Below are 17,809 nucleotides of genomic sequence, written 5' to 3'. Positions count from 1 at the left end.
CGGATTGACTCCTTCGAACACATGTTCGAAGATGAGTGAATGACCGTCGCTCCTGCCCCGACCCTGGACGAGCTGCGAGCCCGCGTCGACCAGATGCAGGGCCGCCCCGCAGCCCAGCCCGTCGCGACGCACCCCGCGTTCGCTGGACTGCTGCAATTGCAGACCGGATCGAGCTATGCGGTCGACTCGGCCAGCCTCGCGATGGCGCTGATGGCGGGTCCCTCGGCCGATGGTGCCTGGTGTGGGGTCGTGGGGTCGGCGGAGTTCGGGCTCGAGGCGGCCGCTGCGGCTGGAGTCGAGCTGCGCCGGACGATCCTGGTGCCGGACCCGGGGGAGGCCTGGCTCGAGGTCACGGCTGCGCTGATCGACGTGCTGGGCGTCGTCGTGGTGGCTGCGCCCGCAGAGGTCTCGGGCAAGGACGTCAGCCGCATCAGCGCCCGGCTGCGCCAGCGTGGTGGCGTCCTCATCGCCTACGGTGACTGGCCCCGGTGCGACGCCCGGGTGTCGTTGCGTGACGCCGAGTGGGTCGGGCTGGGGCGCGGGCACGGGCACCTGCAGGCCCGCCGGGTCACGGTCGAGGTCCGTCGTGGCTCGGGTCCGGCCCGTGCGGGACGACTCTGGCTGCCCGATCGCGCCCAGGTCATCCGTCGCGCCGAGCAGGAGCCGACCCAGCTGCGGAGCGTGAGCTAGGTGGCGCCCGGTCGCACGATGGTGCTGTGGGCGCCGGACTGGCCGATCGTCGCGGTCGAGAGCTCGGCCTCGACACCCGCAGCGGTGCTCCACAAGGGTCAGGTGCTGGCCTGCTCGCAGGCTGCGCGGGCCGAAGGCGTACGCCGGGGCATGCGGCGGCGCGATGCCCAGTCGCGGTGCCCGGGGCTGGCCCTGCACGACTACAACCCTGACGCCGATGCCCGGGCCTTCGAGACGGTGCTGACCGCGATCGAAGAGCTCAGTCCCGGTGTGGCGCCGCTGCGGCCCGGCCTGTGCGCCATCAACGTGCCGGCCAGGTTCTACGGCGGTGAGGCCGAGGCGGCAGCGGTCATCGCCGAGCGACTCGTACGCCTGGGGGTGTGGGACGTCCGGGCCGGCATCGCCGACGGGCTCTTCGCCGCCGAGCAGGCCGCTCGTCGGGCGCTCGCCCAGGACAGCCTCGTCGTACCTCCCGGTGGATCGGCGCAGTTCCTGCGGGACCTGCCGGTCGACGCCCTCGACGACGAGTCCATCGTGGGTTTGCTGCGTCGCATGGGACTGCTGACCCTCGGCGACTTCGCCGCCTTGTCGCCCGCCGATGTGCACACCCGGTTCGGCACGCACGGCGAGCTGCTGCACCGCATGGCTCGCGGCCTCAACCCGCAGCCGATCAGCCGGCGACAGGTGCCGCCGGAGTTCGAGGCGACGCTGATGCTGGAGCCGCCGCTCGACCTGGCGGAGCAGATCGCGTTCAGCGTACGCACGACGGCCGAGAAGTTCGTCACCGATCTCGCGGGTCACGGCCTGGTGTGCACGACGGTCCTGATCGAGGTCGACACCGACGGCTCGCTGGCGACCTCGCGGCGGTGGATGCATCCGCGCTGGTTCGGCCCGACCGACCTGGTCGACCGGGTGCGCTGGCAGCTGTCGGTCGACGGCGTGATCAAGGCGCCGGTCGACGCCGTGCGCCTGATCCCCGAGGTCACCGAGCCGCTCGGTGATCACGCCGACAGCCTCTTCGGTGGTGGCCCGGACGAACGGGTCGAGCGCGGGGTGGCGCGGGTGCAGAGCATCGTCGGGCACGAGGCGGTCGTGTCGGTCTCGGTGCAGGGTGGTCGCGGGCCGGCCGAGCGTCAGCTGCTCGCCCCGTGGGGTGAGCGACCCGTCGCCGCCCGGGCGGCGGGGCTGCCGTGGCCGGGCAGCCTGCCGCCGCCGGCGCCGGCGACGGTCTATCTCGAGCCGCAGCAGGCGATGGTCGTCGGTGCCGAGGGGCAGGCCATCGGGGTCACCGGGCGCGGCATGGTCACGGGGGAGCCGGCGCGGTTCCGGGCGGCAGCCGGTCAGGACTGGCAACCCGTGGCGTCGTGGGCCGGGCCGTGGCCGGTCGACGACCAGTGGTGGGACGAGGTCGCGGCCCGCCGCATCGCCCGGTTCCAGGTCGTCGGCGTCGACGGCAGTGCCTACCTGATGATCGTCGAGGGCGGCTCCTGGTGGACGGAGGCTCGCTATGACTAGGCGGGTTGGCTGATGGGGTGGAACAACCCGGATGTCTCGTGGCGTGAGCTCGAGCGGCGGCTGTCGGGCCGGCCCGAGCCGGACGGCGGCGACGCGCCGGGCTGGTCGCGCAAGCGGGCCAAGACCCAGCCCAAGGAGATCATCCGTCCTGAGGGCCCGGTCGTGCCCTATGCCGAGCTGCACTGTCACAGCAACTTCAGCTTCCTCGACGGCGCCAGCGGTCCCGACCAGCTGGTCGAGGAGGCGATCGGCCTGGGCCTGCACGGGCTGGCGTTGACCGATCACGACGGCTTCTACGGCGCCCCGCGCTTCGCCGAGGAGGCCGTCAAGTACGAGGAGCTCGGCCTCAAGACGATCTTCGGTGCCGAGCTGTCGCTGGGACTCAGCAAGCCGCAGAACGGCACCGCCGATCCCGAGGGCAGTCATCTCCTGGTGCTCGCGCGCGGCGTCGAGGGCTATCACCGGCTCGCTGCCGCCATGACCGACGCGCACTTCCGCGGTGACGAGAAGGGGCGGCCCGTCTATGACCTCGAGGAGCTCGCCGAGAGGGGCCGCGACCACTGGCTGATCCTCACCGGCTGCCGCAAAGGTCACCTGCGCCAGGGGCTCGCGACCGGCGGGCTCGACGAGGCGGCGACCGCCCTCGACCGGCTCACCGCCCTGTTCGGCCTCGACAACGTCGTCGTCGAGCTGATCGACCACGGCTTCCCCGCCGACAGCACCACCAACGACGCGCTGGCCGAGCTCGCCGCGATGCACGGCCTGCCGACGGTCGCGACCAACAACGTGCACTTCGCCCGGCCCGGCGCCCGTCAGCTCGCGGCCGCGATGGCGGCGGTGCGGGCGCGTCGCAGCCTCACCGACATGGACGGCTGGCTGCCGGCCACAGGAGCGGCGCACCTGCGGTCAGGTGCCGAGATGCATCGGTTGTTCCGTCGTCACCCGGGCGCTGTCGAGCGTACGGTCGCGATCGCCGACGAGCTCGCCTTCGACCTGCGCGCCGCGACGCCCAGGCTGCCCCACCGTGGCATCCCTGAGGGGCACACCGCCATGAGCTATCTGCGTGAGCTCGCCGACCAGGGCATCCGCGACCGCTATGCCCACAACCCCGACGAGGCGCGCAGGCGCATCGACCGCGAGCTCCAGGTCATCGAGGAGAAGGACTTCCCGGGCTACTTCCTGATCGTCCGCGACATCGTCATGGAGGCCCGGCGCCGCAAGATCCTGTGTCAGGGCCGGGGCTCCTCGGCCAACTCCGCGCTCTGTTACGCCCTGGGCATCACGGCGGTCGACTCGATCTTCTACAACCTGCCGTTCGAGCGGTTCCTCGCCACGACACGCGAGGAGGAGCCCGACATCGACGTCGACTTCGACTCCGACCGGCGCGAGGAGATCATCCAGTGGGTCTACGAGACCTACGGCCGGCACAACGCCGCCCAGGTCGCCAACGTCATCAGCTATCGGCCACGTTCGGCCGTACGCGATGCGGCCAAGGCGCTCGGCTACTCGCCGGGTCAGCAGGACGCATGGTCCAAGCAGATCGATGCGTGGAGCGCGATCTCGGCCGAGGACACCACCGACGTACCCCCACAGGTCGTGTCGCTGGCGCAGCAGCTGCTCGGCGGTCCGCGACACCTGGGCATCCATTCGGGCGGCATGATCCTCACCGAGCGACCCATCGGCGAGGTCTGCCCGATCGAGCGGGGCCGCATGGACAACCGCACGGTGCTGCAGTGGGACAAGGACGCGTGCGAGTGGATGGGGCTGGTCAAGTTCGACCTGCTGGGCCTCGGCATGCTCGGTGCGCTCGACCACACGATGCGGATCGTCGCGGAGCACCTGGGTGAGGAGTGGGACCTCGCCACGATGCCCAAGGAGGAGGCCGCGGTCTACGACATGCTGTGCCGGGCCGACTCGATCGGGGTGTTCCAGGTCGAGAGCCGTGCCCAGATCGGCACGCTGCCGCGCCTGCAGCCCCGGTCCTACTACGACCTCGCGATCGAGATCGCCCTGATCCGCCCCGGCCCGATCCAGGGTGGCGCGGTGCACCCCTACATCCGGCGGGCCACAGGGCGGGAGCCGGTTACGTACGCGCATCCGGCGCTCAAGGAGGTGCTCCAACGTACGCTCGGCGTCCCGCTGTTCCAGGAGCAGCTGATGCAGATGGCGATCAAGCTCGGCGGGTGCACCGGCGACGAGGCCGACCTGCTGCGTCGGGCGATGGGCTCCAAACGCGGCATCGAGCGCATCGAGTCGCTGCGGCTCAAGCTCTACGAGGGCATGGCCGCCCACGGCATCACGGGGGAGGAGGCCGACACGATCTATCTCAAGATCCAGTCGTTCGCCAACTTCGGCTTCGCCGAGAGCCACGCGTTGAGCTTCGCGCTGCTGGTCTACGCCAGCTCGTGGCTCAAGCTGCACTATCCCGCGGCGTTCCTCGCGGCGCTGCTACGCAACCAGCCGATGGGCTTCTACTCACCGCAGTCACTCGTGACCGACGCCCGTCACCACGGCGTCACGATCCTGCGGCCCGACATCATGCACTCGCAGGCGCAGGCTGACCTCGAGGTTCTGGACAGTGGCGAGGCGACCGGCCTCGACAGCTGTCTTGAGCGTGAGCAGCCGCCCGTCCCGAAGTTCGTCCGCGGCACGGCCGACCCGACGCCGGCGCACCGTCGTGACGGAGGCTTCGCCGTACGCCTGGGGCTCGACGAGGTGCAGGGGCTCGGCCTCGACGTCGCTCGTCGCATCGTGGCCGAGCGCGACCGGCAGCCGTTCAAGGACATGGCCGATGTCTCGCGGCGAGCCGGGCTGACCGTCGCCCAGATGGAGTCGCTGGCCACCGCGGGGGCGTTCGACGGGTTCGGCCTGTCGCGCCGGCAGGCGCTGTGGAACGCCGGCTACGTCGAGAACCCCGACCAGCTCGAGGGCACCTCGGTGCAGTCGCCGCCGCCGATGCTGCCGGGCATGTCCGAGGTCGAGGAGACCATGGCCGACCTGTGGGCGACCCGCATCTCGCCGGAGAAGCATCCCGCCGAGTTCCTCCGCCCGTTGCTGACGTCCGAAGGCATCTACTCCGTCGCCGGGCTGGCCGACGCCGAGTCGGGGCGGCGGGTCAAGGTTGCCGGCCTGATCACCCACCGGCAGCGCCCCGCGACGGCTGAGGGGGTCACGTTCCTCAACATCGAGGACGAGACCGGGATGCTCAACGTGGTCTGCTCGATGGCGCTGTGGCAGCGCCATCGGCGGGTAGCCCGCAACTCCGCAGGCATGATCATCCGCGGCAAGCTGGAGCGCTTCGACGGCGTCACCAACCTCGTTGCCGACAAGCTCGAGCGCATCGAGACCGTCTATCCAGAGGCGGCCGCCGCGATCCCGGCCAAGCACCAGGGCCGCAACTTCCGTTGAAAGTCAGTTCTTTCAGGATGAATCGTCGACCAACTGCCATCGGATGATTTGTCACACCCCCGCGCCATACTTTCAACAGCAGCTAGCCCCAGGAGGACCATGCCGATCGACCCAACGCCCATCCAGCTTTTCCTGAGTTACGCCAGAAGTGATGACGAAGAGTTTGGGTTCGTGGATCCGTTCGTGAGCAAATTGAAGGCGCTCGTGAAGGCGAAGTCAGGTCGGGCATTGGACGTCTTTGTGGACCGGGATGCGATTGGCTGGGGCGAAAACTGGCGGGACAGGCTAGAAGAGAGCGTGCAGGGCGCCACGGTGTTCGTCCCGTTGCTGACGGCGACCTATCTTGAACGTCCTGCTTGTCGCGAGGAATTCCTTACTTTTCATACCAAGGCTCAAGTTCTAGGCGTGACCGAGTTGCTACTGCCTGTACTTGTCTTCCAATCTCCGCTCTTCGGGCCCGATAGCACGGACGACGTCGCTGCAATCGCAGAGGAACGCCAGTATGAATGCATCGAAGATGCTCTGCTGGATGGTTACGATTCCTCGACCTGGCTGACGCAAATGTCCAAGCTGGCCGAGAAGTTGATTGAGGCTCTGCTCCGGGCTGAGACTGCCCTGGGTGAGGCATCGGAGAACGATGCTTCGCTGACTTCGCGGCGGCGGGCTGGGAGCGAAGCCTCGCCCAATGCGGACGATGACGACGATGATCGGGCCGGTCTCGCCGAGCACATGATTGAGATGCAGAGAGCCATTGACGAGATGGGCGATGCAGCAAACCACTTGAATCCAACGATCACAGCGTTGGGCAGCGTGCCAGGTGAAGTGGGCGACCTGCCTGACGATCCGTCTCCCAAGCAGTTGCAAACGTGGACCACGCGGCTCGCGTTGGCGTTCAAGCAGCCGGCTCTGGATCTCGAGCGCGACGGAAAGCGGATGTTCGCCGCGGCCAAGCGACTGGATGAAGCTCTGTCGGGCATAAAACAGGTCTCAATCGAGATCGGGGAGACCAACGAGGACGGCCCGCTTGCGGAGGGCCTACGGACCGTAATTAGTGGGTTCGGCGATTTGAGCTCCGTCGAACAGTCGATGGAGGGGCTCCTAACCGCAATGAAGCCCGCAGAGACATTCTCCGTGCCGCTTCGTAAGTCCCTCCGACCAGCGCGACGAGGGGTAACTTCCGTTCGCGACACTATCCAACTAGTGGCGACGTGGCGATCACTGCTCGATCACCTTGAAGAGCCCTCATCGAGGGTCGATTCCTAAGGCTGATCGTCGGCCTTCGTGTATGGCACCACGGTGCGAGCCGCAGGTGCTGGTAGCGCTCGAGATTTAGCTCAAGAACGCCCGCACGGTCTCGATGGTGTCGGCCTCGGCCGCCGGCTTGTCATCGCGGTAGCGGATCACGCGGGCGAACCGCAGCGCCACACCACCCGGGTAGCGAGTCGACCGCTGGACGCCGTCGAACGCGATCTCGACGACCTGCTCGGGGCGGACCGTGACGACGTAGCCGTCGTCGTCGTTCTGCAGCTCACGGAACCGCTCGGTCTGCCAGGCGAGGATCTCATCGGTCATGCCCTTGAACGTCTTGCCGAGCATCACGTAAGTGTCGCCGTCGCGGGCACCGAGGTGGATGTTGGACAGCCAGCCACTGCGCCGGCCGGATCCGCGTTCGACCGCGAGCACGACGAGGTCGAGCGTGTGCACGGGCTTGACCTTGACCCAGTTGGCGCCACGCCGGCCGGCGGCATAGGTCGCCGTCAGGCTCTTGACCACGACCCCTTCGTGCCCGGACGCCAGCACCTCAGCGGCGAAGGCCTCCGCCTCGGCCGGGTCCGCGGTGACGATGCGCCGCACGCGGTAGGCCTCGGGGACCACGGACTCGAGCGCAGCGAGGCGGTCGGCGGTCGGAGCGTCGACGAGGTCACGACCGTCGAGGTGGAGCACGTCGAAGAAGGCCGGGGTCAGCACGACCTTGCCAGCAGCCGTCGTGCGGGACGCGGTCTCCTGGAACGGGCGGGGCCGGCCGTCCGGGCCGAGCGCGAGCACTTCGCCGTCGAGCACGATGTCGCGACAGGGGAGCGTACGAGCGAGAGCGACCAGGTCAGGGTGGCGGTCGGTCACGTCGTCGAGCGACCGGGTGACCACGAGGACGTCGTCGCCTTGGCGATGCACCTGGACGCGGATGCCGTCGAGCTTGGTGTCGATCGCCACCTCGCCGCCGCCGGCCTTGGCCATGGCCGCCTCGACCGTGGGGGCGGTCGAGGCCAGCATCGGCAGCACGGGTCGGCCGACCTGGAGCGTGAACAACGCAAGAGCGCCGACCCCTTCGATCAGGGCGGCGACCGCGACGTCGACGGTCGACCCCGCCATCATGGCGGCCCGGCGGACCGCGGCGACAGGTATGCCACCCGCGATGGCGAGCCCTTCCTGGACCAACGAGTCGAGTGCGCCCTGGCGGACCTCGCCGGTGACGATGCCGCGCAACCATCGCTGCTCGTCGGCGGTGGCGCGGGCGAACAGGCTGCGGGTCGCCTCGGTGCGAGCGACCTGCGAGCCGGCGCCGGCCAGTGCCGCGATGCGCTCGAACTCGGCGTCGACCTCGGCCACGTCGAGAGTGGCGGTGTCCGCCGGCTCGGGCAGGTCCTGCAACGATCGCCAGCCCAGCCCTGTGCGGCGCTGACGCAGCACGCCTGAGAGGTAGGACGTGACGACCGGGATGACGTCTGCCCCCTCGTCGGCGACCCGGCCCAACAAGTCGGCGATCGCGGTGGCCTTCGCGTTCCGTGATCGCGTGGCGGCGACAGCCGTGGACGTGGCGACGACGTCGGCAAGCAGCATGCACCCATCATCGACGCCACCACCGACACCACAAGACGTACTTAGGGTTGACATGACTTTAAGGTGCCCACTACAGTGACCTTAGAGTCAACTCAACCTTAAGTACGACTGAGAGCGGAAGGACCCACGACGTGACGATGCACTCGGCGATCGACCAGCGGGTCTCCCTCGCGGTCTCGACCGTGATCTTCGCGCTCCGCCCGCACCCCGAGAGCGGCCTCATGACGCTGTGGCTGCCTCTCGTGCGCCGCATCCGTGAGCCCTACGAGGGCCAGTGGGCCCTGCCTGGCGGCCCCCTCGAGGCCGACGAGGACCTCGCGGCCAGCGCCCGCCACACCCTCGAACGTACGACCGGGCTCACCCCCAACTACCTCGAGCAGCTCTACGCCTTCGGCAGCCTCGACCGCTCACCCGACGACCGGGTCGTCTCGATCGTCTACTGGGCGCTCGTGCAGCCCGACGAGGTCGCCCGCGCGGTCGACGGCGAGAACGTCGAGTGGTTCGTCGCCGACGAGCTGCCCCCGCTGGCGTTCGACCACACCGAGATCGTCGACTACGCCCTCGCCCGGCTGCGCGCCAAGATCACCTACACCCCGATCGCGCACGCGTTCCTGCCCGTCGAGTTCACCCTCGCCGAGCTGCGGGCGGTGCACGAAGCCGTCCTGCGCACGCATCTCGACCCGGCCAACTTCCGCCGCCAGGCGCTGGCCAGCAAGACCCTCGTCCCCACAGGCACCTGCCTGCAGGGCACGAGCCACCGACCACCGGCCCTGTTCCGCTTCCAGGCAGGACCCCCGTCACACGCCCCTGAGGAGCGCAGATGACCACCTCCATCAACGACCTGATCGTCGCGGCACCCGACACCAGCTGCGATGTCGAGCTGGCCAAGGGTCCGTGGGAGTTCGACACGTTCCCCGGCTACGGTCCCGGCGCTTCCGAGAACGACGTGATCCCCGAACCCGTCGTACGCCCCGGGCAGCTGCCCGTGGAGTACCAGCGCATGACCGACGACGAGCTGCACGCCCGCATCCGCGCCGCCAAGGACAAGCTCGGCAGCCGGCTCGTGATCCTCGGCCACTTCTACCAGCGCGACGAGGTCATCCAGTACGCCGACTTCGTCGGTGACTCGTTCCAGCTCGCCAACGCGGCGCTGACCAAGCCCGACGCCGACACGATCGTGTTCTGCGGCGTGCACTTCATGGCCGAGACCGCCGACATCCTGGCGCGTCCCGAGCAGCACGTGATCCTGCCCAACCTCGCCGCCGGCTGCTCGATGGCCGACATGGCCGACGAGGACTCGGTCGAGGCCTGCTGGGAGGATCTCATGGCGGTCTACGGCACCGAGTCCGACGCCGACGGCAGGCAGCCGGTCATCCCGGTGACCTACATGAACTCGTCGGCTGCGCTCAAGGCGTTCTGCGGCCGCCACGGCGGCATCGTCTGCACGTCGTCCAACGCCGCGACGGTCCTCGAGTGGGCCTTCGAACGAGGTCAGCGCGTCCTGTTCTTCCCCGACCAGCACCTCGGCCGCAACACCGCCAAGGCGATGGGCATCCCGCTCGAGCAGATGCCGATGTGGAGCCCGCGCAAGGAGCTCGGCGGCAACACCGTCGAGGAGCTCCACGACGCCAAGGTCATCCTCTGGCACGGGTTCTGCTCGGTGCACAAGCGCTTCACGGTCGCGCAGATCGACAAGGCGCGCGCCGAGTTCCCCGGCGTCAAGGTCATCGTCCACCCCGAGAGCCCCATGCCGGTGGTCGACGCCGCGGACGCCGCCGGCTCGACCGACGCGATCCGCAAGTACGTCATCGCGTCCGAGCCCGGTGACGTCATCGCGATCGGCACCGAGGTCAACATGGTCAACCGGCTCGCTGCCGAGTTCCCGGACCGCACGATCTTCTGCCTCGACCCGGTCGTGTGCCCGTGCTCGACGATGTACCGCATCCACCCCGGCTACCTCGCCTGGACGCTCGACGGACTCGCCGACGGCGAGCTCCGCAACGAGATCGTCGTCCCCGACGACATCGCCACCGACGCCAAGGTCGCGCTCGAGCGCATGCTCGCGGCGCTCCCGAAGTAAGGATCCGCCATGCGCAACAGCATCATCGTCGTCGGCAGCGGGGTGGCCGGCATGACCGCCGCCCTCGAAGCCGTGGACGCGTACGACGTCACGCTCTTCACCAAGGCCGACCTGGCACAGAGCAACACCCGCTACGCCCAAGGCGGCGTCGCGGTGGTGATCGACGCGATGACCGATCCCGGCGCGCCGCGCCTCGGTGACAGCGTCGATTCCCATGTCGGCGACACGCTCGTCGCCGGCGCGGGCTTGAGCGACGAGGACACCGTGCGCATCCTCTGCGCCGAGGGCCCCGCTGCGATGGACGAGCTCATCGCCCGTGGCGTCCGGTTCGACCGGCACGACGGGCAGCTGTCACACGGCCTCGAGGCGGCCCATTCCTACGCGCGCATCCTGCACGCCGGGGGAGACGCCACGGGTGCCGGCATCGCGTACGCCTTGATCGACCGCATCCGCGAGAGCGCCGTGACGGTGCGCGAGCGTACGACCGTGGTCGACGTGATCGTCGCCGACGGGCGCGCGGTCGGGGTGCGCCTCCTCGACGGCGAGGAGGTGCGGGCCGACGCGGTGATCCTGGCGACGGGTGGCGCGGGGCAGCTGTTCCGCTACACGACCAACCCCGAGGTCGCGACCGCCGACGGGCTGGGCATGGCGTTGCGCGCCGGCGCCGTCGCCGCGGACCTGGAGTTCTACCAGTTCCACCCGACATCGCTCGACGCGCCGGGCAACTTCCTGGTGTCCGAAGCCGTACGCGGTGAGGGTGCCACCCTGATCGACGCCGACGGCAAGCGGTTCATGCTGGACGTGCATCCCGATGCCGAGCTGGCACCGCGTGACGTCGTCGCCCGCGGCATCGCCGCCCAGATGGCCAAGCAGCCCGGCATCCCCGTACGCCTCGATGCGACGGCGCTGGGTGCGGAGTTCCTCGCCAAGCGGTTCCCCAACATCGACGCAGCCTGCCGCGCGCAGGGCTTCGACTGGGGCGAGGTGCCGATCCCGGTGACGCCGGCCGCCCACTACTACATGGGCGGCATCCGCACCGACGAGTGGGGCCGCACCTCGATCCCGGGGCTCTACGCCGCAGGCGAGGCCGCCTGCAACGGGCTGCACGGTGCCAACCGGCTCGCGTCCAACTCGTTGCTCGAAGGCGCCGTCTACGGCACCCGGGTCATCGAAGGCATCAACGACCCGGCGCCGCTCGTGGACTTCGACGGCGACTGGCCGGCAGCGATCGCGGTCGACCTCGCCGACGACCCCGACGGCGACGACGTCAACCGCAGCGACCTGCAGCAGCTCATGTGGGACGCCGCCGGCCTCTCGCGCGACGGCGAGGATCTCGAGCGCGCGCTCGCGACGCTGGCCGAGTGGCGGGCGCCGGTCGCCACCGACGCCAAGTCCGCCGAGGACGCCAACCTGCTCGTCGTGGCCCGCGCGATCGTGGCCAGCGCCCTGGCGCGTCGTGAGTCCCGCGGGGCTCACTACCGGACCGACTTCCCCGAGACCGATCCCGCTCAGGCCACCCACTCGTCGATCGCGCCGCAGCATGCTTGAGCGGCGGCAGATCCAGCGCGTGGTCGACCTGGCGCTCGACGAGGACGCGCCGTTCGGCGACCTGACGTCACAGACGCTGGTGCCCGAGACCGCGGTGGCGCGTGCCGACCTGGTGGCCCGCGAGCCGGGCGTCTTCGCCGGCGCCGAGGTGTTCGAGGTCGCGATGACGACGCTCGACCCGTCGGTCAAGGTGACTCTCGAGGCAACCGACGGCGACCGGTTCGACACCGGCGCCGTGCTCGCGCACGTCGAAGGTCCGGCGCGCGCGGTGCTCCAGGCCGAGCGGGTCGCGCTCAACCTCGTGCAGCGCATGACCGGCATCGCGACCCTCACTGCGACGTACGTCGAGGCCGTGGCCGGCACCGGCGCTCGCGTCGTCGACACCCGCAAGACGACTCCGGGCCTGCGCGCCCTCGAGCGCCACGCCGTACGCTGCGGCGGCGGGCACAACCACCGCTACTCGCTGTCGGACGCCGTAATGGCCAAGGACAACCACCTTGCGGTGATCCCCGACCTCACCGCAGCGCTGCGCCAGGCCAAGGCCGACCTGCCCCACACGACGCACATCGAGGTCGAGGTCGACCGGCTGGAGCAGCTCGAGGCGGTGCTCGACTCCGGCGCCGCGGGCACGATCATGCTCGACAACTTCAGCCTCGACGACCTGCGCACGGGTGTCGCCACGATCGCCGGCCGCGCGCTGGTCGAGGCCAGCGGCGGCATCACGCTCGACACGATCGCGGAGGTCGCACGTACGGGCGTCGACGTGATCTCCGTCGGAGCGCTGACCCACAGCGTGCGGGCGCTCGACCTCGGGCTCGACATCACGGTTTCCTGACGTGATCTATCTCGACGAGGCAGCAACCACCCCGCTCAAGCGGGAGGTGCTCGAGGCGATGTGGCCCTACTTCGGGCCTGACTTCGGCAACCCGTCGAGCCATCACGAGGTCGGGGAGTCGGCCAGCCGGGCGCTCGAGCAGGCGCGGGCCGACGTCGCGCAGGCGCTCGGCGCGCGTGCGTCCGAGATCACCTTCACGTCCGGCGGCACCGAGTCCGACAACGCCGCGATCAAGGGCATCGCGCTGGCTGCCCCGCGCGGCAAGCACGTCATCGTGTCCTCGATCGAGCACCCGGCGGTGCTGGAGTCCGCGGAGTTCCTCGGCCGTCTCGGCTACGACGTCACGGTCCTCGACGTCGACCACGATGGCATGGTGCAGCCGGCCGCGCTGACCGAGGCGCTTCGCGACGACACGACGCTCGTCAGCATCCAGTACGCCAACAACGAGGTCGGCACGATCCAGCAGGTCGAGTCGCTGTCGAGGCTCGCGGCTGCCAAGGGCGTGCCGTTCCACACCGACGCCGTGCAGGCCGCCGGCTGGCTCGACCTCGACGTCGACCGGCTGGGCGTGCAGGCGATGAGCGTCTCCGGGCACAAGCTCGGCGCGCCCAAGGGCATCGGCATCCTGTACGTCCGTCGGGGCACGCGGTGGGAGCCGCTGATCCACGGCGGCGGGCAGGAGTCCGGACGCCGATCCGGCACCGAGAACGTCGCCGCAGCCGTCGGCATGGCCACGGCGTTCACGCTCACCGGCGGCTCCAACGACGAGACGATCGCGCGCCGGGACGCGTTCATCGACCGGGTCCTGGCCGACGTGCCCGGAGCCGAGCTCACGGGACACCGCAACCACCGGCTGCCCGGCAGCGCCTCGTTCGTCTTCCCGGGCACGAACGGCGAGACGATCCTGCTCGAGCTCGAGGCCCGCGGGATCGTGTGCTCGAGCGGCTCGGCCTGCGCCGCGGGCAGCGACGAGCCGTCCCACGTGCTCACGGCGATGGGCTACGACGGTCCGGTCGCCCAGACCGCGGTGCGGTTCACCTTCGGGCGTACGACGACCGCAGAGGACCTCGACACCGCAGCGACCGAGCTCGCACGAGCTGTCGCTGCGGTGTCCGCGCTGGGCTAGACGGCGAGCCCGCCGTAGACGTACGACCCGGGCTGCGCCGGGTTGGGGATCAGCGTCACGGAGTCGCCGACGCGGGGGATCTGCAGCTTGGAGACCAAGATCTGGTCGAGCTGGAGGCTCTGGCCGCCCTCGAGCGTCACGCTGAGGTTGACGACCGGATCGTTGTTGATCATCGTGCCGGTGTCGGCGAGCGCGGTGACGGTGGCCTTGGTCCCGGGAATGCCGGCAGCAGCGGCAGCGGCGTTGGCGGCCACGGCGGCCTGCGCATCGCGCCCGGCTTGCAGGCCCTGGCTCATCTGGTCCGTGAACTCCTTGCCCATGAACCCCTTGGTGACCTTGCCCATGACGCCCTTGCCGCCGACGAGATCCTCGGCCTTCTTCATGGCATCCTCGGTGCGTTCTTCCTGGCTCTTCTTGTTTCCGAACAGTCCCATGGTGAGTCCTTGTCTTGAGGTGGCTTGTGGCTCACCATAACGTCGGCATTCCCCTGGCGGGGCCGTTTCGGGCTACCGGGGAGTGAAGGCTGGACAACGACTCCGAGCGGGTTGCACGGTCAGGTCGGCCGGCAACCGTCAGCTCGTCACCGATGGTTGCCGAGAGGGGTGGCCGCCTCGGTGAAGGCTCCTCCGAGCTGGCGGTAGAGGCTCTCGACCGGTCCGAAACCCGTGACCACGCCGCGGTCGGTGAGCTGGCGGAGGAACGCGTCCCGGCCCGACTTCGGCTGAGCCCTCAGGTCGTCCCACGAGATCAGGGAACCGCCGGGACGGACGATGTCGAGCGCGTCGGCGTCCTTCCACAGGCCGGCCCGGTCGATGGTCACGGCGAAGAGATACCACTCAGCGAGCGCTGCGTCGTCGGCGAGCGCGGGGTCGCCGGGCTGACGAGTCGGCGCCTCGGCGTCGAGCGCTTCACTGGCGATCGAGGAACGGAAGCCGGCGTCGCGGGAGATCACGCCCGTCAGCGTCTTGCCGTCGGGCCGCAGGTCTGACGCGCCGGGCTTGATCTCGCCGACCCGGTCGAACACGTCCGTTCCGGCCTCGATCCAGGCGTTGAGGCGAGCATTCCGTTGCGCGCGCGTGCGGGTGGGGTCCTTGCGGATCTGCTCGAGCACTGCCTGCTCGACGGCGATGTCACCGCCCATCGCAGCGATCGCCGTCGCGTACGGGTTGTCGTCGTCGGCCTTCCCACTGCGCACCCGGTCGGCGAAGTAGGTGAACTTGCGGGCGCGGTAGTCGTTGAAGCCGGTGCGGAGCTCGGCGAACCCCGCATCGGTCGCCAGCGCCAGGCGCAGCACGCGGGCTGCGTCGTCCCGCTCGATCATCGGTACGTTCTGCAGCTCACCGCCGGCGAAGTCGGCCTCCGGGTTCCAGGTGCGGGGCTTGACCTGGGCGTCCGCGTCCACGTCGAACGCCACGGCGTACGTCGTCACGATGTGTGCCAGGTGCACGGCGGCGTCTCCCGCCCCCTTCTCGCGCAACAGCGCGGGCAGGTCGTCGATGTCCGAGCGTTGCGGGATGTAGGTCAGCACCCGCGAGGCGATGAGCGCGGCGCTGCGCGATTGCCAGCTGGTCGGCTCGAGGATGAAGTCGCCGTCGGTCGTCGCAGCGTCCAGGGTGCGGGCGAGCGAGCGCCAGCCCGCCGCGTCCCACGTGCGCTCGTGCACGTACTCGAAGGTGTGCCCGACCGAGCCATCTCCCGCGTCGAGATCCTGGTCGGCGAAGAACTTCAGCGCGTTGGCCGGATCGCTGCGCGGCACGTCCGATGCGGTGTACGTCTTGTCGCCACCGCACGCTGCGAGCAGAGCCGCGATCGCCAGCCCCACAGCGAGCCGGCGCAGGCTGAAGCCGGATCGTGAATGCATGTGTGTTCCCCCGATGGTGTCGCGCTACACCCTAGGCGACCCGTGAGACTCGCCGTCCGAGGCCTTGCCGGGCGTGCGGGGTGGGATGGCGGCGTCCTTCGACTCGACGTGCAGCGTCATCTTCCGCAGCAGGCGGTTGATCGTGGCACGCTCCTTGGCGCTGAGCACGGCCACCATCTCCTGCTCCTGCGAACCGCGCAGGGCCATGGCGCGCCGCCAGATGTCCGCGCCGGCCCTGGTGATCTCGACGACCACCCGGCGCCGGTCGTCAGGCGCGACGGTCCTCTGCACCCAACCGGCCTGCTCCAGCTTGTCGAGGCGACCGGTCATGCCGGCGCCCGAGATGCCCAGCTCGTCGGCGAGGTCCGTGGGGGAGGCGGTGCCGGGGGTGTCCCGGATCATCAACGAGTGCAGCGTGTCGTACTCGAAGTCCTGCAGCCCGGTCTCGGTCACGGCCCGCTGCTTCGTGCCCTTCAGGTAGCGCTGCAGGCGGCCGATGCGAACGACCAAGCCCTCGACATCGTCGTCGAACGGGACGTCGACCCAGTGATCGCGCCATCGGGCGACGTGCCGGTCGGTCCAGTCGGTCTCGGCCATGTCCGCATGCTATCGCGATTGCACCGAACTAGTTTGTTGACGAATAGTTCGCTGACGAACTACTTTGGTCGCATGAACGCTCGCCGCACCTTCAACAGCGGTCCACTCGCGCACCCGGACTACCGCTACCTGGTCTCCGGCGCCACGGTCAGCGCCCTCGGCAATGCCATCACCCCGGTCGCCCTCGCGTTCGCGGTGCTCGACCTCGGCGGATCCGCGACCGACCTCGGACTCGTGGTCTCGGCGTTCGCAGCCGCGGAGGTGCTGACGGTGCTCGCCGGCGGCGTGCTGGGCGACCGGCTGCCCCGCCAGCTGATGCTGCAGGGCTCGGCGGCGGCTGCCGCGGTGTTCCAGGCGCTCATCGCGGTCGCGCTCATCGGCGGCTGGGCGACGATCCCGCTGCTGGCGGTCGGTGGCGTGCTCAACGGCTGCCTGGGTGCGCTCAGCGGCCCGTCGTCCTCGGCGCTCACTCGACAGACCGTGCCCGCCGAGGAGCTGCCGAAGGCGGTGGCCATTCGCCGTCTGGCCCAGAACGGCGCGATGGTGATCGGGTTCTCCGGCGCCGGCTCGCTCGTCGCCGTCTTCGGCTCGGGGTGGGCCATCGCGGTCGACGCAGGTACCTTCGCGGTCGCTGCCGGGTGCTTCGGGTTGATCCGCGTGCCGCGAGTGGTGGCGCTCGAGAAGGCACCGTCTCTCCTGGGCGACCTGCGGGCCGGCGCCGCGGAGGTGTTCCGCCACACCTGGCTCTGGCTGTTGATCGGCCAGGCGCTGCTCTACCACCTGTTCTACGGGGGAGTGCAGGGCGTGCTCGGCCCCATCGTGGTCGGGGACTCGCTGGGCCGCTCGGCGTGGGGCTGGGCTCTCGGCGCCTTGATGCTGGGGTTCATCATCGGCGGCGTGGTGACGTTGCGGTGGCGGCCGCGGCGCGGACTGTTCGTCGGCACGGCGCTGCTGGCCCTGACCGCAGCGTTCCCGTTGGCGATGGCCCTGTCCGACCACCTGCCGCTGCTGCTGCTCGGCGCGTTCCTGCACGGCTTCGGGCTCGAGATCTTCAGCGTCAACTGGGACCTGTCGATCCAGCAGAACATCCCCGAGGACAAGCTCGCCCGCGTCTACTCGTTCGACATCGTCGGATCGTACGTCGCCAGGCCGCTCGGGCTGGTCGTCACCGGTCCGATCGCCTCGGCCGTCGGGTTCGACCGCTGGCTCCTGGTCGTCGCCGCCGTCATGGGTGGCTCGGCGCTGCTGTCGCTCACGTCCCCGGCCGTGCGCCGGCTCGAGCGCCGCGCCGAGGTCTCGGTCGGGGTCTGA

14 protein-coding genes are annotated in these 17,809 nt (G+C 69.7%); 10 read left to right on the top strand and 4 right to left on the bottom strand.

Features of this window, described 5'->3' with window-relative positions; all coding sequences use genetic code 11:
* The first annotated feature begins 39 nt into the window (after nucleotides 1-39).
* The 4 genes from ASC61_RS00555 (at nucleotide 40) to ASC61_RS00540 (ending at nucleotide 6,876) form a co-directional block, all read left to right on the top strand.
* Nucleotides 40-690, top strand: coding sequence for a hypothetical protein (locus ASC61_RS00555; protein ID WP_056207850.1), 651 nt, complete (start codon nucleotides 40-42; stop codon nucleotides 688-690).
* On the top strand, nucleotides 691-2,205 hold the full coding sequence (locus ASC61_RS00550) for a DNA polymerase Y family protein (RefSeq protein WP_327019485.1): 1,515 nt from the start codon (nucleotides 691-693) through the stop codon (nucleotides 2,203-2,205).
* Nucleotides 2,206-2,217: 12 nt separating this feature from the next.
* Entirely contained in the window at nucleotides 2,218-5,613 is a 3,396-nt protein-coding gene (locus ASC61_RS00545) for an error-prone DNA polymerase (protein WP_056207847.1), read from the top strand.
* Nucleotides 5,614-5,712: 99 nt separating this feature from the next.
* On the top strand, nucleotides 5,713-6,876 hold the full coding sequence (locus ASC61_RS00540) for a toll/interleukin-1 receptor domain-containing protein (protein ID WP_056207844.1): 1,164 nt from the start codon (nucleotides 5,713-5,715) through the stop codon (nucleotides 6,874-6,876).
* 66 nt (nucleotides 6,877-6,942) lie between these two features.
* On the opposite strand, the gene ASC61_RS00535 is transcribed toward ASC61_RS00540, so the two are convergent.
* The gene (locus ASC61_RS00535) at nucleotides 6,943-8,451 is read right to left on the bottom strand and encodes an ATP-dependent DNA ligase (protein WP_056207841.1); all 1,509 of its coding nucleotides are present in this window, start codon (nucleotides 8,449-8,451) and stop codon (nucleotides 6,943-6,945) included.
* A gap of 137 nt (nucleotides 8,452-8,588) precedes the next feature.
* On the opposite strand from ASC61_RS00535, the gene ASC61_RS00530 reads away from it, so the two are divergent.
* The 5 genes from ASC61_RS00530 to ASC61_RS00510 are packed head-to-tail and all read left to right on the top strand — an operon-like array spanning nucleotide 8,589 to nucleotide 14,040.
* Nucleotides 8,589-9,275 carry an NUDIX hydrolase gene (locus ASC61_RS00530; RefSeq protein WP_056215084.1) on the top strand — a complete coding sequence of 229 codons (687 nt, stop codon included), beginning with the start codon at nucleotides 8,589-8,591 and terminating at the stop codon, nucleotides 9,273-9,275.
* Nucleotides 9,272-10,531 (top strand): quinolinate synthase NadA, encoded by a 1,260-nt coding sequence (nadA, locus tag ASC61_RS00525; RefSeq protein WP_056207838.1) that lies wholly within the window; start codon nucleotides 9,272-9,274, stop codon nucleotides 10,529-10,531. Before ASC61_RS00530 ends, nadA begins: the two co-directional genes overlap by 4 nt.
* Nucleotides 10,532-10,540: 9 nt before the next feature.
* A complete protein-coding gene (gene nadB / locus ASC61_RS00520) occupies nucleotides 10,541-12,079 on the top strand; it encodes an L-aspartate oxidase (protein ID WP_056207835.1) in 1,539 nt (512 codons plus the stop codon).
* Nucleotides 12,072-12,914, top strand: coding sequence for a carboxylating nicotinate-nucleotide diphosphorylase (nadC, locus tag ASC61_RS00515; RefSeq protein WP_056207832.1), 843 nt, complete (start codon nucleotides 12,072-12,074; stop codon nucleotides 12,912-12,914). The genes nadB and nadC overlap by 8 nt, the downstream gene beginning before the upstream one ends.
* Nucleotide 12,915: 1 nt before the next feature.
* The gene (locus ASC61_RS00510; protein WP_056207829.1) at nucleotides 12,916-14,040 is read left to right on the top strand and encodes a cysteine desulfurase family protein; all 1,125 of its coding nucleotides are present in this window, start codon (nucleotides 12,916-12,918) and stop codon (nucleotides 14,038-14,040) included.
* Here the strand turns inward: ASC61_RS00510 and ASC61_RS00505 are convergent.
* The 3 genes from ASC61_RS00505 to ASC61_RS00495 all read right to left on the bottom strand — a co-directional run bounded on the left by ASC61_RS00505 (nucleotide 14,037) and on the right by ASC61_RS00495 (nucleotide 16,498).
* Nucleotides 14,037-14,474 carry a hypothetical protein gene (locus tag ASC61_RS00505; RefSeq protein ID WP_056207827.1) on the bottom strand — a complete coding sequence of 146 codons (438 nt, stop codon included), beginning with the start codon at nucleotides 14,472-14,474 and terminating at the stop codon, nucleotides 14,037-14,039. The genes ASC61_RS00510 and ASC61_RS00505 overlap by 4 nt on opposite strands.
* A 146-nt stretch (nucleotides 14,475-14,620) precedes the next feature.
* The gene (locus tag ASC61_RS00500) at nucleotides 14,621-15,901 is read right to left on the bottom strand and encodes a hypothetical protein (RefSeq protein ID WP_157439326.1); all 1,281 of its coding nucleotides are present in this window, start codon (nucleotides 15,899-15,901) and stop codon (nucleotides 14,621-14,623) included.
* A 24-nt stretch (nucleotides 15,902-15,925) separates the two neighbouring features.
* Nucleotides 15,926-16,498, bottom strand: a complete 573-nt coding sequence (locus ASC61_RS00495; protein ID WP_082530359.1) for a MarR family winged helix-turn-helix transcriptional regulator — start codon at nucleotides 16,496-16,498, stop codon at nucleotides 15,926-15,928.
* 72 nt (nucleotides 16,499-16,570) lie between these two features.
* Between ASC61_RS00495 and ASC61_RS00490 the strand changes: the two genes are divergently transcribed.
* Nucleotides 16,571-17,809: an MFS transporter gene (locus ASC61_RS00490; protein WP_056207821.1), complete on the top strand. Its 1,239-nt coding sequence runs from the start codon at nucleotides 16,571-16,573 to the stop codon at nucleotides 17,807-17,809.

This window comes from Aeromicrobium sp. Root344 (assembly GCF_001425755.1).
Lineage (GTDB): Bacteria > Actinomycetota > Actinomycetes > Propionibacteriales > Nocardioidaceae > Aeromicrobium.
The sequence above is the reverse complement of the archived record's forward strand: the minus strand, read 5'-3'. Positions and strand labels throughout refer to the sequence as shown.

Excerpts from the sequence above, each read along its gene's own strand:
- ASC61_RS00535 (WP_056207841.1), bottom strand. The coding sequence starts at position 8,451 with ATGCTGCTTGCCGACGTCGTCGCCACGTCCACGGCTGTCGCCGCCACG.
- ASC61_RS00530 (WP_056215084.1), top strand. The coding sequence starts at position 8,589 with ATGCACTCGGCGATCGACCAGCGGGTCTCCCTCGCGGTCTCGACCGTG.
- ASC61_RS00545 (WP_056207847.1), top strand. The coding sequence starts at position 2,218 with ATGGGGTGGAACAACCCGGATGTCTCGTGGCGTGAGCTCGAGCGGCGG.
- ASC61_RS00540 (WP_056207844.1), top strand. The coding sequence starts at position 5,713 with ATGCCGATCGACCCAACGCCCATCCAGCTTTTCCTGAGTTACGCCAGA.
- nadA (WP_056207838.1), top strand. The coding sequence starts at position 9,272 with ATGACCACCTCCATCAACGACCTGATCGTCGCGGCACCCGACACCAGC.
- nadB (WP_056207835.1), top strand. The coding sequence starts at position 10,541 with ATGCGCAACAGCATCATCGTCGTCGGCAGCGGGGTGGCCGGCATGACC.
- ASC61_RS00500 (WP_157439326.1), bottom strand. The coding sequence starts at position 15,901 with ATGCATTCACGATCCGGCTTCAGCCTGCGCCGGCTCGCTGTGGGGCTG.
- ASC61_RS00495 (WP_082530359.1), bottom strand. The coding sequence starts at position 16,498 with ATGGCCGAGACCGACTGGACCGACCGGCACGTCGCCCGATGGCGCGAT.
- ASC61_RS00490 (WP_056207821.1), top strand. The coding sequence starts at position 16,571 with ATGAACGCTCGCCGCACCTTCAACAGCGGTCCACTCGCGCACCCGGAC.
- ASC61_RS00505 (WP_056207827.1), bottom strand. The coding sequence starts at position 14,474 with ATGGGACTGTTCGGAAACAAGAAGAGCCAGGAAGAACGCACCGAGGAT.
- ASC61_RS00555 (WP_056207850.1), top strand. The coding sequence starts at position 40 with ATGACCGTCGCTCCTGCCCCGACCCTGGACGAGCTGCGAGCCCGCGTC.
- nadC (WP_056207832.1), top strand. The coding sequence starts at position 12,072 with ATGCTTGAGCGGCGGCAGATCCAGCGCGTGGTCGACCTGGCGCTCGAC.